The organism is Vibrio sp. V33_P6A3T137 (assembly GCF_009904835.1).
In the GTDB taxonomy this organism is placed as follows: domain Bacteria; phylum Pseudomonadota; class Gammaproteobacteria; order Enterobacterales; family Vibrionaceae; genus Vibrio; species Vibrio metschnikovii.
In genome coordinates, this window is sequence record NZ_WXWK01000154.1 from 14,305 (window position 1) to 29,259 (window position 14,955).

Annotated in this window: 12 protein-coding genes, 1 tRNA gene and 2 riboswitches; of the genes, 5 read left to right on the top strand and 8 right to left on the bottom strand. The window is 45.5% G+C overall.

Going from position 1 to position 14,955, the window contains the following annotated elements:
- Window positions 1–4: 4 nt before the first annotated feature.
- Genes betB through choV form a run of 5 tightly spaced genes read left to right on the top strand, consistent with a single transcriptional unit; the run spans window position 5 to window position 6,223 of the window.
- Entirely contained in the window at window positions 5–1,465 is a 1,461-nt protein-coding gene (gene betB / locus CAG60_RS14770; protein ID WP_161439275.1) for a betaine-aldehyde dehydrogenase, read from the top strand.
- A 9-nt stretch (window positions 1,466–1,474) separates the two neighbouring features.
- Window positions 1,475–3,214: a choline dehydrogenase gene (gene betA, locus CAG60_RS14775; RefSeq protein ID WP_161439276.1), complete on the top strand. Its 1,740-nt coding sequence runs from the start codon at window positions 1,475–1,477 to the stop codon at window positions 3,212–3,214.
- Window positions 3,207–4,130 (top strand): choline ABC transporter substrate-binding protein, encoded by a 924-nt coding sequence (locus CAG60_RS14780; protein ID WP_158144544.1) that lies wholly within the window; start codon window positions 3,207–3,209, stop codon window positions 4,128–4,130. The genes betA and CAG60_RS14780 overlap by 8 nt, the downstream gene beginning before the upstream one ends.
- Window positions 4,131–4,187: 57 nt before the next feature.
- Window positions 4,188–5,033: a choline ABC transporter permease subunit gene (gene choW / locus CAG60_RS14785; RefSeq protein ID WP_040903560.1), complete on the top strand. Its 846-nt coding sequence runs from the start codon at window positions 4,188–4,190 to the stop codon at window positions 5,031–5,033.
- Window positions 5,033–6,223, top strand: coding sequence for a choline ABC transporter ATP-binding protein (gene choV / locus CAG60_RS14790; RefSeq protein WP_161439277.1), 1,191 nt, complete (start codon window positions 5,033–5,035; stop codon window positions 6,221–6,223). Before choW ends, choV begins: the two co-directional genes overlap by 1 nt.
- A gap of 195 nt (window positions 6,224–6,418) precedes the next feature.
- Here the strand turns inward: choV and thiH are convergent, their stop codons facing one another.
- The 8 genes from thiH to CAG60_RS14830 all read right to left on the bottom strand — a co-directional run bounded on the left by thiH (window position 6,419) and on the right by CAG60_RS14830 (window position 14,923).
- Window positions 6,419–7,579: a 2-iminoacetate synthase ThiH gene (gene thiH, locus CAG60_RS14795; RefSeq protein WP_161439278.1), complete on the bottom strand. Its 1,161-nt coding sequence runs from the start codon at window positions 7,577–7,579 to the stop codon at window positions 6,419–6,421.
- 4 nt (window positions 7,580–7,583) lie between these two features.
- A complete protein-coding gene (locus CAG60_RS14800; protein WP_161439283.1) occupies window positions 7,584–8,345 on the bottom strand; it encodes a thiazole synthase in 762 nt (253 codons plus the stop codon).
- 2 nt (window positions 8,346–8,347) lie between these two features.
- Window positions 8,348–8,554: a sulfur carrier protein ThiS gene (thiS, locus tag CAG60_RS14805; protein WP_004393834.1), complete on the bottom strand. Its 207-nt coding sequence runs from the start codon at window positions 8,552–8,554 to the stop codon at window positions 8,348–8,350.
- Window positions 8,554–9,354: a HesA/MoeB/ThiF family protein gene (locus CAG60_RS14810; protein WP_161439279.1), complete on the bottom strand. Its 801-nt coding sequence runs from the start codon at window positions 9,352–9,354 to the stop codon at window positions 8,554–8,556. The genes thiS and CAG60_RS14810 overlap by 1 nt, the downstream gene beginning before the upstream one ends.
- A complete protein-coding gene (locus CAG60_RS14815) occupies window positions 9,341–10,657 on the bottom strand; it encodes a thiamine phosphate synthase (RefSeq protein ID WP_161439280.1) in 1,317 nt (438 codons plus the stop codon). The genes CAG60_RS14810 and CAG60_RS14815 overlap by 14 nt, the downstream gene beginning before the upstream one ends.
- 3 nt (window positions 10,658–10,660) lie before the next feature.
- Complete coding sequence (gene thiC / locus CAG60_RS14820; RefSeq protein WP_161439281.1) at window positions 10,661–12,595, bottom strand: phosphomethylpyrimidine synthase ThiC; 1,935 nt, start codon at window positions 12,593–12,595, stop codon at window positions 10,661–10,663.
- Between the two features lie 106 nt (window positions 12,596–12,701).
- Window positions 12,702–12,800: riboswitch (TPP riboswitch) on the bottom strand.
- Window positions 12,801–12,860: 60 nt separating this feature from the next.
- Window positions 12,861–14,207 carry a voltage-gated chloride channel family protein gene (locus tag CAG60_RS14825; RefSeq protein WP_161439282.1) on the bottom strand — a complete coding sequence of 449 codons (1,347 nt, stop codon included), beginning with the start codon at window positions 14,205–14,207 and terminating at the stop codon, window positions 12,861–12,863.
- A gap of 343 nt (window positions 14,208–14,550) precedes the next feature.
- Window positions 14,551–14,624, bottom strand: a riboswitch (Fluoride riboswitch).
- A gap of 222 nt (window positions 14,625–14,846) precedes the next feature.
- Window positions 14,847–14,923, bottom strand: a tRNA-Asp gene (locus tag CAG60_RS14830).
- Between the last annotated feature and the right edge of the window lie 32 nt (window positions 14,924–14,955).

A 14,955-nucleotide genomic window follows, 5' to 3' on the forward strand; every position in this document is an offset into this window, starting at 1 on the left:
TTATATGGAAATCGCTTCGCTTTATATCGATGGCGCACAGCGCTTCGCGTCATCTGGAGAAACTTTTACCAGCTACAACCCGGCAAACGGAGAGCCGCTGGCCGTTCTAGGTCAGGCTAGCACCAGCGATGTGCAAGCGGCGATTGACTCCGCTCAACGAGGATTTGCGATTTGGTCAGCCATGACCGCGACCGAACGTAGTCGAATTTTGTTAAAAGCGGTCGCGATACTTCGTGAGCGTAATGATGAGTTAGCCAAACTCGAAGTCCAAGACACCGGCAAACCGATTCAAGAAGCACTCGCGGTTGATATCACCACAGGTGCCGATGTGATCGAGTACTTTGCTGGACTAGCTCCGAGCCTACAAGGTGAGCAGCAACCACTCTCAAACAGCCAATTCTTTTATACTCGTAAAGAACCACTGGGTATTTGTGCTGGGATTGGCGCCTGGAACTATCCTATCCAAATTGCGATGTGGAAATCAGCCCCCGCTTTAGCAGCGGGTAATGCCATGATTTTTAAACCATCAGAAGAAACGCCGCTCAGCGTACTCAAACTGGCAGAAATTTTTACACAAGCCGGTTTACCGGATGGCGTGTTCAACGTAGTGCAAGGAGATGCCCGAGTAGGACAAATGCTCACCGCTCACCCTGAGATAGCAAAAGTGTCTTTCACTGGGGAAAGTGGAACCGGTAAAGCGGTGATGGCAGATAGCGCGAAAACGTTAAAATCAGTGACCATGGAGCTGGGCGGTAAATCCCCCTTGATCATTTTTGATGATGCTAAGCTCGACCAAGCCGTATCTGCGGCGATGACCGCTAATTTCTATACCCAAGGCGAAGTGTGTACTCACGGTACTCGGGTATTTGTTCATCAATCCATTTATCCAGCATTTATTGAACAACTCAAAGCGCGCACGGAAGCTCTGGTTGTTGGCGATCCGATGGATCCAAATACTCAAGTAGGTTCGCTGATCTCTCAACAACATTTTGACAAAGTGCTGTCAGCGATAGATAGCGCCAAACAAAGTGGAGCTACCCTGCTCACCGGCGGAAAAGCGGTCACGGAAGGTTCATGCGCTAAGGGTTACTTTGTTGCTCCCACAGTGTTTGTCGATTGTGACGATGAAATGGCCTTTGTCCAACAAGAGATCTTTGGCCCAGTAATGGCGGTGCTGAGCTTTACGGATGAACAAGAAGTCATTCAACGTGCCAACAATACAGACTATGGCTTAGCCGCTGGGGTGTTTACCCAAAACCTAGCGCGTGCTCATCGTGTTATCCACCAGCTACAAGCCGGTATTTGCTGGATCAATACATGGGGTGACTCTCCAGCGCAAATGCCTGTCGGTGGTTACAAACTATCGGGAGTGGGAAGAGAAAATGGTATCGAAACCTTAGCTCACTATACCCAAACCAAAAGTGTGTTAATCGAACTCGATGACTTCGTCGGCCCTTATGCTTAAGGAGTGATCATGAAACAGCATTATGACTATATTATTATCGGTGCCGGCTCGGCCGGCTGTGTGTTAGCGGATCGATTAAGTGAACATCCTGATAACTCGGTGTTATTACTTGAAGCCGGTGGCAGTGATAAAAGCATTTTTATCCAAATGCCTACCGCCCTGTCTTACCCGATGAACAGCGCCAAATACGCTTGGCAATTTGAATCTCTCGCCGAACCCGGACTCGATGGCCGACAATTACATTGTCCACGTGGCAAAGTCTTAGGGGGCAGCTCTTCCATCAACGGCATGGTTTATGTTAGAGGTCATGCTTGTGACTTTGATGAATGGCAACAGCAGGGTGCACAAGGCTGGGATTACGCCTCATGTTTACCCTACTTCAAACGTGCCGAATCATGGAGTCAAGGAGCGGATACCTATCGAGGTGGTGACGGTCCAGTTGCAACCTGTAACGGTAATGAGATGACGCTCAACCCACTTTACCAAGCCTTCATCGATGCTGGCGAACAAGCCGGCTACCCGAAGACTAAAGACTACAATGGCTATCAGCAAGAAGGCTTTGGGCCAATGCACATGACGGTTAATAACGGAGTGCGCGCTTCAACCTCCAATGCCTATTTAAAACGTGCTTTAGCTCGACCTAACTTAACCCTGCTTAAAGGCGTACTGACGCGTAAAGTGCTGCTCAAAGATAAACGCGCGATTGGCGTCGAATTTGAAAAAGGCGGCCAAACCCAAGTGGTGTTTGCTAATCAAGAGGTCATTTCCAGCGCTGGTTCGATTGGCTCCGTACAGTTACTGCAATTATCAGGGATTGGCCCTCGTGATGTATTAGAGAGTGCTGGCATTGAGGTGCAACACCAACTACCCGGCGTGGGTGAAAACTTGCAAGATCACCTCGAAGTCTACTTCCAATATCGCTGCCAACAACCAATCACGTTAAACAGCAAGCTCGGTTTAATCAGTAAAGGGATGATCGGCACCCAGTGGATCTTAACCAAACAAGGCCTAGGAGCAACCAACCATTTTGAATCTTGTGGCTTTATTCGCTCACGTGCCGGACTAAAATGGCCAAACATTCAATACCACTTTTTACCAGCTGCCATGCGATATGATGGCCAAACCGCGTTTGATGGTCATGGTTTTCAAGTGCATGTTGGTCCTAATAAACCGCACAGTCGCGGCCGGGTTTGGATTCGCTCCAGCGATCCAAAGCAAAAGCCAGCGATTCTGTTCCGTTATTTATCACACCAACAAGATATTCAAGATTGGCGAGATTGCATTCGCTTAACCCGTGAGTTACTCGCGCAGCCCGCATTAGATGACTATCGTGGTGAAGAGATTCAACCCGGTTTATCAATTAGCAGCGATGAAGCGATTGATAATTGGGTTAAACAAAATGTTGAGAGTGCCTATCACCCCTCTTGTAGCTGCAAAATGGGCTCAGCTGACGATGCCATGGCTGTAGTGGATAACCAGTGCCGAGTGTTTGGTATTCAAGGGCTAAGAGTTGTCGATTCCTCGATCTTCCCCACCATACCGAACGGTAATTTGAATGCTCCGACAATCATGGTTGCCGAACGTGCCGCTGATATGATCCTCAATAAATCGCTGTTACCTGCTGAATCCGCGCCTGTGTGGATTGCAGACAGTTGGCATAATAAACAGCGTAGCCGAGCAGCCATTCGACCAATGGAACGCTCAACTTCTCAGGAAAATAGTTCAATGACAAGGAAACATTATGCTTAAAATGACCACCTATCTCTCCGTCGCTGCATTATCATTCAATGCTTATGCTAACCAATGTCAAACGGTTCGCTTCGCCGATGTCGGCTGGACAGATATTACCGCCACCACCGCCGTAGCAAGTGAAATCCTGCAAGGACTCGGTTATCAGACTCGCACTCAATTACTCTCCGTACCCGTGACCTACTCTTCGATGGCTAATGGAGATATTGACGTATTCCTTGGCAACTGGATGCCAACCATGGAAGCCGACATCGCCCGTTACCGTGAAGCAGGGACCGTTGAAACCGTACGTGCTAACCTAGAAGGCGCAAAGTATACCCTAGCCGTCCCTCAGTATGTCTATGATGCAGGTATTACCTCTTTTGCCGATCTCGCCAAACACAGTGATAAATTCCGTAATCGAATCCTTGGCTTAGAGCCTGGCAATGACGGCAACCGCACCTTGCTGTCTATGATTGAAGATGACGCCTATGGCCTCGGTGAGTTTTCGATTGTTGAATCGAGCGAAGCGGGCATGCTCTCACAAATTCAACGCTCTGTACGTCGTCAACAATGGGTGGCTTTTCTTGGCTGGGAACCACATCCAATGAATACTATGGTTGATATGGTTTATTTAAGTGGTGGTGATGATTACTTTGGTCCTAATTACGGTGGCGCTAGTGTTCACACTAACGTGCGTCAAAACTACCTTAATGAATGTGAAAACGTTGGTAATTTCTTAACTAACCTCGTCTTTAGCTTAGAAAGTGAGAATGAGTTAATGGATGCTATCCTCAACCAAAATCAATCCCCTGAACAAGCGGCTCAGCAATGGCTACAAGCGAATCCTGAAACGCTAAGCCGCTGGCTCAACAATGTAACCACCATTGACGGCCAACCAGCTCTTGCCGCTGTAAACCTATATTTATCTCGCTAATTTTTACCCCTCGCGTGGCGATAGCTTCACCGGCCATCGCCAAGTGAATAAGGAACTATGCTTATGATTACTGAACACAAAATTCCTCTCGGACAATGGATGGAGTCGTTTGTTGACTGGCTGACTATTCATGGAGAACGATTTTTTGATGTGATCGCTTTTGTATTAGAAAGTAGTATTTTATTGTTAATTGATCTATTTAAAGCCATGCCACCAGCCGCTCCCATTTTGATCACGGCCGCTTTGGCTTGGTGGCTACATCGCAGCTTCTCTCTGGTCATTTTCATCATTGCTTCATTACTACTGATTCTTAACCTTGGCTACTGGCAAGAAATGCTGGAAACCTTTGTTTTGGTGTTTGCCGCAACAACGATTTCCGTATTAATTGGCGTACCAATTGGTATTATGGCTGCTCATCGAGCTTGGCTATACACCCTATTGAGACCGATTCTTGATTTGATGCAAACCGTACCAACGTTTGTCTACCTGATCCCGACCCTAGTTTTATTCGGTCTTGGCATTGTTCCGGGGCTGATCTCAACGATTATTTTTGCCATTGCCGCCCCGATTCGTCTGACCTATTTAGGGGTAACACGAGTTCCAGAAGAGCTGCTTGAAGCAGGGAAAGCTTTTGGCGCTAGCAAAATGAAGCTGTTGTTTAAAGTCGAACTTCCCGCCGCTTTACCCAGTATCATGGCCGGTATCACCCAATGTATTATGCTTTCGCTCTCAATGGTGGTCATCGCAGCCTTAGTCGGTGCCGATGGTCTTGGTAAACCCGTCATTCGCGCCCTCAATACGGTTAATATTTCCCAAGGCTTTGAAGCCGGTCTCGCCATTGTATTGGTTGCCATCATTCTTGACCGTTTATGTAAAACGCCGCAACGTAAGGAAAACAGCTAATGAATGCGATCACGATACGTAACCTTGATGTCGTCTTTGGCGACAATCCCCAACCTGCATTGGATTTACTCGATCAAGGCAAGTCACGCCAAGAAATTAATGCTGCAACCGGCACTGTGGTTGGCGTGAATAACGTGAGCCTTGATGTTGAACAAGGTGAAATTTGCGTACTCATGGGACTGTCCGGTTCCGGTAAATCAAGCTTGCTACGCGCTATTAATGGCTTAAATTCGGTGTCTCGCGGTTCACTACTGGTTCAAGATGGCCAGAATTCAATTAATCTAGCCGATTGTAATCAAACCACACTACGTCAACTGAGAATGCATAAAGTCTCGATGGTATTTCAAAAGTTCGCCTTAATGCCATGGTTAACCGTGTTGGATAACGTTGCTTTTGGCTTAGAAATGCAGGGGGTTGGTAAAAAACAACGTCGTCAACAAGCCAGAGAAAAGCTACAAATGGTTGATCTACAAGAGTGGGAAGATAAATACCCACATGAGCTATCAGGCGGAATGCAGCAAAGAGTTGGGTTAGCACGAGCCTTTGCCATGGACAGTGACATTTTATTAATGGATGAGCCATTCTCAGCACTTGATCCTTTAATTCGTAGTCAGCTACAAGATGAGCTATTAAGCTTGCAGAAGAAACTCAATAAAACCATTGTCTTTGTTAGCCACGATCTCGATGAAGCTTTAAAAATCGGCACCCATATCGCGATTATGGAATCAGGAGAGCTAATCCAACATGGCACACCGGAAGAGATTGTATTAACCCCTACCAATCAATACGTCAAAGACTTTGTCGCTCATACCAATCCATTGAATGTACTGAAAGGTCGTTCGTTAATGAAAGACGCATCCTCTTTCAGTCAAGATCAACAACGCTGGCAAGTTTGCTCGCAACGTGATTTATGGTTAGAACATAAGGAACAAGGTTGGCAGTTAACTGGCACTAATCATCAACCACCCTCATTACAGCTGATGACTTGGCAATCGGGAATGCCAACCACGGAACTAAACTCGACCACTTTAGTGATGGCCAGCCCTGAAATCAGTATGCGCGATGCGATAGAGATACGTTACAAAACCGGCCTGCCTATCCTACTCATCGATAAGCAGCAACTTGTTGGCACGCTAAATGACGATGATTTTTATCACGCGCTATTAGGTAAATATCATCAAGCCGCTTAAGCCCTTTGTGACTCATCACTATCAGTTAACAAGCTTGCTTATCTAATAAATGAAAAAAGCACCAAGAAAGTTATTCATTACCTTGGTGCTTTATCTCAACAACTTAATAAGCTTCGTTTGAGAATTGCTTTTAGCTTAAAAGACACATATTAACTAAGTTTTAAGTTAACTAAGCTTCAAGTGTCAAAGCATCCGTTAAAGTGATGACAAACTCTTACTGGTTAATGTTTCACGTGAAACATACCCTCCAGAATACACCGAGTGCCAGTCTTGCCATACCGCAGCAAGTCCACGAGCTTCAATAATAGTCGCCACCTCTGCCGCGCTTCGCTGATCACTGATCGTAAATTGCTCCAATTCTGGTTTATTATCCGCATACCCTCCCGGTTGGGTTTTCGAAGCTGCCGACATACTGGTGATACCAAGCAACATAGCATGATCGCGAAATTCAGCCGATTCACGAGTAGAGAGCGATAACTCAACCTGCGAATTAAATAAACGAAAGGCACAAATTAACTGCACCAACTGTTTATCTGTCATCAGTGACTTGGGAGGCACCCCTCCCGTACAAGGCCGTAAGCGCGGAAAAGAAATTGAATAGCGACTTTGCCAATAGGTCTTCTCTAAATAATCGAGATGTGTTGCGACATAAAAACTGTCCGTACGCCAATCATCCAGACCAATTAAAGCCCCTAACCCGATTTTATCAATCCCAGCTTTAGCAAGGCGATCGGGAGTCGCTAACCTAAATTCAAAATCCGTTTTCTTGCCACGTAAATGATGCTGAGCATAAGTATAAGGATGATACGTCTCCTGATAAACCATCACCGCATCTAAACCTAAGCTTTTTAATTCCGCATATTCCGGTTGTGCTAACGGCTGCACCTCCATTGCCACATGATGAAAAGCGGACTTAATTAACGGTAACATTTGCCGAAAATAATTCATGCCGACTTTAGTTTCATGCTCACCAGTTACCAATAACACACTATCAAAGTTCATTGCTTTAATGGCGGCTATTTCTTGCTGCACTTCATCAACATCAAGAGTTTTCCGCTTAATGCGATTTTCCATTGAAAAACCGCAATAGCTACAGCTATTGGCACACAAGTTCGATAGATACAGCGGTACATACAAGCCCATCGTATGGCCGAAGCGTTGGCGAGTAACAGCATAAGACAGCTGAGCCATCTGCTCAAGGTATGGCTCAGCGGCTGGTGACAGCAAAGCCTGAAAATCGGTTAATGTCCTAACTGGCTTGGCTAACGCCCGCTCGACATCTGTAGTTGTCTTGCTATATATGGACAGCTTAATATCATCCCAATTAAGTTCAGCAAAGCGATTTAGAAAACTCATAGTATCAATCCAAAAAAGCGGTCAACGGACTTGAGGCCACCGCTTGTTGACCACGAGCGGCTAATCCTGCTTGATAAGCTAAGCGTCCGGTTTCGACCGCTTGCTTAAAAGCCTGTCCCATCAAAACGGGATCAGCGGCAGTAGCAATCGCTGTATTGACTAATACCGCATCGGCGCCCATTTCCATCGCTAACATCGCATCAGAAGGGGCACCAATGCCGGCATCAATAATTACTGGCACATTGGCTTGTTCAAGGATGATCTTTAGAAAGTCTTGCGTTCTTAACCCCTGGTTACTTCCAATCGGTGCACCTAATGGCATGACCGCCGCGCAGCCAACCTCTTCCAAGCGTTTACATAACACAGGGTCGGCGTGGCAATAAGGTAAAACAATAAAACCCTCTTTCACTAATTGTTCAGCAGCGAGTAAAGTTTCTATCGGATCGGGCATTAAATATTTCGGATCTGGGTGGATTTCCAGTTTAAGCCAATTCGTTTGCAGCGCCTCTCGAGCGAGATGAGCAGCATAAATCGCTTCACGGGCAGTTTTCGCCCCCGAAGTATTGGGCAATAGCTGAACACCAGCAGCGATCAAGGGCGCGAGAATGTCATCCTCACGATGCTGTAAATCGACTCGCTTTAAAGCCATCGTCACCAGCTGAGATTGGCTAGCAGTTATCGCTGCTGCCATGGTGTGGCGATTGGCAAACTTGCCAGTGCCAGTTAATAGTCGTGATTGAAACTGAGTTCCTGCAATAGTTAACATCATTAACCTCCTGCGATGGCTTGAAATATGGCAATCGTGTCACCGTCGTTAACTATGGTTTGCTCCCATAAACCTTGGGGAATAATGCCATCATTAAGCGCAAATACACTGCCCACGGTGGGTAACTGTAATTGCTGTTGTAATTCAGCAATGGTGATCGGTTGTGCTAATTGCTGCAGCTGTTGATTAATAGTCACAGAGATGGTCATTAGGTAATCTCCTCTTGGTGAAAATGATCAGCAAAAGATGACGTTGCTGTTGAAGATGCTGAATGACACACCAGACAGTGAGGATCAGCCGCTAGTCGCCATTGCTGCCAACTTAAGTTTTGTCCATCAAAATAGTGCAGCTGTTGATATTTAACCGAGCCAATATCGAGCAAGACTTGTAAGGTCATTAAGGCTTGTAGATTACCTATCATTCCTACTACCGGTCCAATTACCCCACTATCACTGCAATTACGCGCTGAGTTATGCTCAGCCACTAGACAACGATAGCAAGCGGTATGTTGCTGACGAAAATTAAACGCGATACATTGACCTTGCCAGCCAATCGCTGAGCCAGAAATAAGTACAGCGCCATGCTGGAGACAGACTTGGTTTATCGCATAGCGCGTGACACTATTATCACTACAGTCGACAACAACATCGGCCATCGGTACTTCTATATTTAATAGCGCCTCATCCATCCGCCGATTGACGCAACGGATGCGTACTTCAGGGTTTAAGCGCTGTAGAGATTGCTGTAAAGCCGAGACTTTCGACATTCCTACTTGTTGAGTTTGAAAAGCGATTTGTCGAGATAAGTTAGAGACTTCTACCGTATCGTCATCAGCTAGGATCAGTTTGCCAACCCCTGCAGCGGCAAGATATTGGCCTACCGCATTGCCTAAACCGCCACAACCAATAATCAACACCTTGCTTGCGAGCAATGTGATTTGCCCTTGCTCAGCAATATCAGGCAAACAAATCTGACGTTGATAACGTAAAAATTGCTTATCCGTTAACATCGGCCACCTCCTGAGTTGATAGCTTTTGCTCCTGCGGCTTACTGGCTAGTTGAGCTTGGAGATGCTTAACTGCGGCGTGTACATCATCGGCCTCAGTAATGGCACGCACGACGGCAACACTGGCAACGCCACATTCCACTACCGATTGAATATTGGTTAAATCAATACCCCCGATCGCTACCGTTGGTAACTCTCCCTTAATGGTACTGTCTCGTTGTATAGTGAGTTGTTGATCGAGAGCTGAGGCGGGCGCTAAATATCGATAGTCGGTACTGCTATCTACTAACTGCTGGTATAGCGCCAAACGTACCAACCCCTGAGGACGTGAAGGCATTTGCTTGGTTGTGGTAGGAAAGATATGCCCTAATGCGATATAACTCGGCCTGATTTTTAACGCGGTCAGTAATTCAAAGTAACCATGGGTTGATAACCCTAAGTGGATGTTAGCCTTAGCTAAAGCATCAAGATCCGCTGATTGTAAATCTTCTTGGCCTAAATGAACGCCAAATGCACCATGCTTAAGCGCCAATGGCCAATAATCATTAATAAAGACCTGAGCTTGATATTGACGGCCCAATTCAATCGCACGAACAATTTGCTGTTCTAAATCCACTTGCTGAGGATTTTTTATCCGTAGCTGAAGTGTGTTTACGCCGAGCTTAAGCAAGGATTCTACCCAAGCGATATTATCCACCACCGGATAAAGACCTAAGCTCTGTTTAGCCAGTGAAGGAAAGCTAAACCTTACTGTTTTTTTAGTTTCCTCGATCAAGCAGGACTGCACTGTTGGGAAATGCCTATAATCCTTTGGCCATGTTTCACGTGAAACATTCAGCGCAGCCCTAGCGATGCATAAAGCATCTTCAAGGGCAAATTCCAAACATAGTGCCGCGACCAACCACGCTAAATGATGCCAAGTCTGAGCTGGAGATAACATCGCCCCCGATAGGAACATTAATTCACCATCGGTGTGACGCCAAATATCCCTTTGCTGACCTTGATAGGAAGCGCCAATCAACAAGGTGGCTGAGTCTAGGTTATCAATCTCACTATCGCTCTTACGCGACTGATAGCCAATAGCAATAGCTGCCAAGTTTTGCCGTGATGACTCTAAGCCTGAGAAAGGAGGAAAGAGATCCGTTTGCAACAGGTAACGATGCTGACCAAGCAGCTGTATCGATTGGGTTGGGCTAACACCCAACTCAATCGATTCGATCGCAAAACCTTGCTGCTTAGCAAGCAATAATGCTTGCTGAACGGCTCCCGTTAACTCAATACAATGAGCAGGGATTAATAGTTTCACGCTTTATTCCTCCGCTGTCACCGCTGGATGATACAACTGCGAACCGGAGGCACGAAACTCTTGCGATTTTTGCTGCATACCTTGTAAAGGACTTTCAAGCATAGTGACCGAAATAGTCTGATCCGCCGCCACTTGCTGTGCATCGTTAGCGTACTCTCTCACCTCTTGAGAGATCTTCATCGAGCAAAATTTGGGACCACACATTGAACAGAAATGAGCAACTTTGCCAGATTCTTGCGGCAAAGTTTCGTCATGAAAAGCTTTAGCAGTGATCGGATCAAGCGATAAGTTGAATTGGTCTTGCCAACGAAATTCAAAACGAGCCTTCGATAACGCATTATCTCTTACCTGAGCACCGGGATGACCTTTCGCTAAATCCGCCGCATGAGCTGCCAACTTATAGGTAATTAACCCCGTTTTTACGTCTTCTTTATTCGGTAAGCCTAAATGCTCTTTGGGTGTCACATAGCACAGCATGGCGCAACCAAACCAGCCTATCATCGCCGCACCAATTCCTGACGTGATATGATCATAACCCGGTGCAATATCGGTGGTTAAAGGGCCTAAAGTATAAAAAGGCGCTTCATGACAATGCTTAAGTTGCTCGTCCATATTGGCTTTAATCATATGCATGGGTACATGGCCAGGCCCTTCAATCATCGCCTGAACATCATACTCCCAAGCAATTTTAGTCAACTCACCAAGGGTCCTTAATTCGGCAAATTGCGCCTCATCATTGGCATCAGCAATCGATCCAGGACGTAAACCGTCACCAAGCGATAAAGAAATATCATATTGGGCACAGATTTCACAAATCTCACGAAAATGGGTGTATAAGAAATTTTCTTGGTGATGGGCAAGGCACCATTTAGCAATGATAGAGCCGCCACGGGAGACAATCCCAGTAACACGTTTTGCGGTCATCGGTACATAACGCAACAGCACGCCTGCATGAATGGTAAAATAGTCAACTCCCTGCTCCGCTTGCTCTAACAAGGTATCGCGCATCACCTGCCAGGTCAGATTTTCAGCAACGCCGTTAACCTTTTCTAACGCTTGATACATAGGAACAGTGCCTATAGGTACTGGGCTATTACGTAAAATCCACTCCCGAGTTTCATGAATGTTACGTCCAGTGGATAAATCCATTACCGTATCTGCCCCCCAACGGGTGGCCCAAACCAACTTCTCCACCTCTTCTTCAATAGAAGAGCTCACTGAAGAATTACCGATATTCGCGTTCACTTTGACTAAAAAGTTGCGGCCGATGATCATGGGTTCAGATTCAGGATGATTGATATTACAAGGAATGATCGCTCGTCCAGCCGCGACCTCTTGACGGACAAATTCAGCGCTAATCTCAGCAGGTAAATGGGCACCAAAGTTTTCACCTGGGTGCTGATGATTAAGCTGCTGATCTTGATACTCTCGCCGTCCCATATTTTCACGTAAGGCGATAAACTCCATCTCAGGTGTAATCACTCCCTGTTTGGCATAATGTAACTGAGTGACTCGTTTACCCACCTTGGCTCGTCGAATATCAGGCAGCTGACCATATCTCAGCTCATCGAGAGTTTCATCGGCTAAGCGCTGACGGGCAAACTCTGAACTCATCACCGGTAGCGTTTCAATATCACCACGCTCTGCAATCCATGAATCACGCAGCTTAGGTAAGCCATGCTTTAAATTGATCGTATAGTTTGGATCGGTATAGACACCTGAGGTGTCATAAACAGGGATGGGTTGATTTGCTGAATAGATCGGTGCTTGTTTAGTGCCACCAATCAAGCTGTCAGCTAAAGTAATTTCGCGCATCGGTACACGAATATCTGGTTTCGAGCCTTGAATATAAACTTTATTAGAATTGGGGTAAGGTTGAACTGAAAGTGAATCAATAAACTGTTTTGCTTCCAGTCTCGCTTGTTTACGAATCGACATAGCATTTTCCTGTGTTATTCATTAGGGATAATGCTTGACGGAAAGATGCAACAAGAGGGGATCAACAGATCAGTGGTGTGTAGATAGGGTTACAATAAGACACCACAAATTGTCTTCTCTTGTTCCCTTCGCAGGTATTAGCCTGATCAGGTTCAACGGATCCCGAATAAACGGTCTCAGCCATATGGCACTCCGACAAGTGAAAACTAGCATACAAGATTATATAAATTTAGCAATCTAGTGATAACAGCAAAATAGTTAATACTTATTGCTTATTCTTTTTACTCGCCATCGCCTGAGCGACGGTTTGGTCTATTTTAGGTGGTTGATAAGGAGAAATACGTTTAGCCACCGCAATACGTTGTGAACCATAAATACCAGTATGACCACTGGCGTAATAAGCAATAAAACAAACTAAAGCAAAGTAGATCAGATGATCAGCCCCAAACAATTCAACCCCCATAATAATGCAAGCTAGAGGAGTATTGGCGGCGGCAGCAAACACCGCTAAAAAGCCTAGCGCAGCGAACAGCTCAACTGGTGCCCCCATTACCCATGCGAGGAAATTACCTAATGTGGCTCCAATAAAGAATAAGGGAGTAACTTCGCCACCTTTAAAGCCAGCTGCTAAAGTTATCGCCGTTAAAATCAATTTTAATATCCAGCTATTCCATTCAGCGTCACCGGCCTCAAATGCAGAAGTGATGCTCACTCCACCTTCACGTATAGGATAAACACCAATACCAATATAGTCATAGTTACCAATTAACTTAACGATAGCAATCACTAACAAACCACCACAAAATACAATTAAATAAGGATTGCGTAACCTACGTAGAAACCAAGCTTTCAAGCCTGATGTTAGTTCACTAAACAGTAAACCCACTAAGCCAAATATCACGCCAGCAATCAATATCTTGCCAGTTAAAATAAAATCAATCGATATAGGATGCTCAAACAAACTATTGAACTGTGCAAAGCCGATATTGTAGTGCGTATGATGAGCCCCTACCGCACTGCATACCACATCCGCTAAAACCGCAGCAATCAATGCCGGTAGTAATGCTTGATATTTAATCCTACCGACTGACAGGACTTCCACGGCAAAAATAGCTCCCGCAATCGGGGTGCCAAACACCGAACCAAACCCCGCGGCAATTCCTGCAACCAATATAGAGCGTTGATCAGATTCATCCAGTTTAAACACGCGACTAAACCAAGCTGATACCGCGCCGCCAATTTGCACCGCCGTACCTTCCCGTCCCGCAGAGCCACCGAATAAATGAGTAACGACTGTCGCAACAAGTACAAAAACACTCATCCGAAAAGGAATTTTCTCATTCGATTGATGAATTTGGTCGATAATCAGATTGTTACCGCGCTCGGAAATACCTCCCCACTGGCGATAAAAAAAGACTAATCCTAAACCAGCAATAGGAAGCCCATAAATTAAATACGGGTTATCGACACGAGTTTGAGTCGCAACTTCCAAAGCCCATAAGAAAAAAGCATTCATCAAGCCGACTAAAATTGCTAATGGGGTAACTAGCAATGTCCAACGTAATGTTTGTAATACAACGTGAGGTAAATGATCCAGAGATTTGATAGACAAAATTTATGCTCCCAATGATGTACAAATCATTTAATAATGATTTGCTTCACTTCCACCAATCATCATTCAATAACGAGATTTAGCGCTAACTAAATAGATAACAGGCATAATAATAGTCGTGATTAATGTAAATAACGTAGCGAAACACTGATTAAGCGTCTTTAAAAAGCGTTAACTTTATAATACTGAATAATAAGCAATAAACGGTGTGAGGATAAAATTGGTTCTTTGAGGTGTGCATCATTGCTTCACTCTTAAAAAAAAGGGATAAAACGCAATGATTCTGTGATGAGCCAAATGAGCTGTACACAGACACAACAAGAACTTATCTTGTTATCTCATTGCATGTACAGACGTCATCAGCTTGAAAAGCGGTTTAGCATAACTGCTAGGTGGAACATCATCACCTAGCCGCATTTTACCTAACCAACAGCATTAAACAACACTTAGAATAAGGTTTATTTTGGGACTCTATCAGTGGAGCGGACGGGACTCCCTGCCGTTGAACAACCAGCGCGCCCCCCGGCGTGACAGGCGGGTATTCTATTCAATTAAACTTATCCGCTGCCTGCTTTTATCTGCTATTGATTACCAACCAATAAAAAAATCCCCAGCATTGCTGCTAGGGACTCTTATCAGTGGCGGAGCGGACGGGACTCGAACCCGCGACCCCCGGCGTGACAGGCCGGTATTCTAACCAACTGAACTACCGCTCCACATTGTCTTGTTACTCGATAAAGTCTGATTG

Excerpts from the sequence above, each read along its gene's own strand:
- thiH (WP_161439278.1), bottom strand. The coding sequence starts at position 7,579 with ATGAGTTTTCTAAATCGCTTTGCTGAACTTAATTGGGATGATATTAAG.
- betA (WP_161439276.1), top strand. The coding sequence starts at position 1,475 with ATGAAACAGCATTATGACTATATTATTATCGGTGCCGGCTCGGCCGGC.
- choW (WP_040903560.1), top strand. The coding sequence starts at position 4,188 with ATGCTTATGATTACTGAACACAAAATTCCTCTCGGACAATGGATGGAG.
- CAG60_RS14800 (WP_161439283.1), bottom strand. The coding sequence starts at position 8,345 with ATGTTAACTATTGCAGGAACTCAGTTTCAATCACGACTATTAACTGGC.
- CAG60_RS14810 (WP_161439279.1), bottom strand. The coding sequence starts at position 9,354 with ATGTTAACGGATAAGCAATTTTTACGTTATCAACGTCAGATTTGTTTG.
- choV (WP_161439277.1), top strand. The coding sequence starts at position 5,033 with ATGAATGCGATCACGATACGTAACCTTGATGTCGTCTTTGGCGACAAT.
- thiC (WP_161439281.1), bottom strand. The coding sequence starts at position 12,595 with ATGTCGATTCGTAAACAAGCGAGACTGGAAGCAAAACAGTTTATTGAT.
- thiS (WP_004393834.1), bottom strand. The coding sequence starts at position 8,554 with ATGACCATCTCTGTGACTATTAATCAACAGCTGCAGCAATTAGCACAA.
- CAG60_RS14780 (WP_158144544.1), top strand. The coding sequence starts at position 3,207 with ATGCTTAAAATGACCACCTATCTCTCCGTCGCTGCATTATCATTCAAT.
- betB (WP_161439275.1), top strand. The coding sequence starts at position 5 with ATGGAAATCGCTTCGCTTTATATCGATGGCGCACAGCGCTTCGCGTCA.